Raw genomic sequence first — 1,100 nt, 5'->3', positions numbered from 1 at the left:
TCCACGCCGTAAACGCTGTCTACTTGGAGGTTGAGGTTTAAGACTTTGGCTTTCGGCGCTAACGCATTAAGTAGACCGCCTGGGGAGTACGGCCGCAAGGTTAAAACTCAAATGAATTGACGGGGGCCCGCACAAGCGGTGGAGCATGTGGTTTAATTCGATGCAACGCGAAGAACCTTACCTACTCTTGACATCCAGAGAACTTTCCWGAGATGGATTGGTGCCTTCGGGAGCTCTGAGACAGGTGCTGCATGGCTGTCGTCAGCTCGTGTTGTGAAATGTTGGGTTAAGTCCCGCAACGAGCGCAACCCTTATCCTTGTTTGCCAGCACATAATGGTGGGAACTCCAGGGAGACTGCCGGTGATAAACCGGAGGAAGGTGGGGACGACGTCAAGTCATCATGGCCCTTACGAGTAGGGCTACACACGTGCTNACACCATGGGAGTGGGCTGCACCAGAAGTAGATAGCTTAACCTTCGGGAGGGCGTTTACCACGGTGTGGTTCATGACTGGGGTGAAGTCGTAACAAGGTAGCCCTAGGGGAACCTGGGGCTGGATCACCTCCTTACTGACGCTATTTTTGCGAGTGTTCACACAGATTGTATAGGTTGAAGAATTAAAGAGGATATGTACCCAAACATATCGATGCGTCCCATTCGTCTAGAGGCCTAGGACACCGCCCTTTCACGGCGGTAACAGGGGTTCGACTCCCCTATGGGACGCCACTTTATAAACATTCTTTCGAGTGTGATTACAAAGTGGTTTATTTAGCAATAAACGACATGCTCTTTAACAATCTGGAAAGCTGACAAGTCATTCATTAAAGAATGACAGTAAAGTTCTCAATCAGTGACATGTAATGTCACTCACACAATCAAGTGTGCTTGGGCTTTGTCTTATTTGATAAGCAAAGTCTCTATTTTGAGTCCGGCAAAAACAAAACCTTAGTTGTTTTCATACAAGACCTTTTGGGGTTGTATGGTTAAGTGACTAAGCGTAGACGGTGGATGCCTTGGCAGTCAGAGGCGATGAAGGACGTACTAACCTGCGAAAAGCGATGGTGAGCTGGTAAGAAGCATTTGAGCCATCGATGTCCGAA

At 48.5% G+C, this 1,100-nt stretch carries 1 tRNA gene and 2 rRNA genes; all 3 read left to right on the top strand.

Annotated elements, in window-relative coordinates:
* Window positions 1-569 (top strand): 16S ribosomal RNA (locus BZG74_RS15475); the annotation flags it as partial.
* Between the two features lie 81 nt (window positions 570-650).
* A tRNA-Glu gene (locus tag BZG74_RS15470) sits at window positions 651-726 on the top strand.
* Window positions 727-981: 255 nt separating this feature from the next.
* Window positions 982-1,100, top strand: a 23S ribosomal RNA gene (locus BZG74_RS15465); the annotation flags it as partial.

Origin of the sequence: Salinivibrio sharmensis, from assembly GCF_001995985.1 — a bacterium.
Lineage (GTDB): Bacteria > Pseudomonadota > Gammaproteobacteria > Enterobacterales > Vibrionaceae > Salinivibrio > Salinivibrio sharmensis.
Note: the sequence above shows the minus strand (reverse complement) of the source record. Positions and strands in the feature narration are given on the sequence as shown.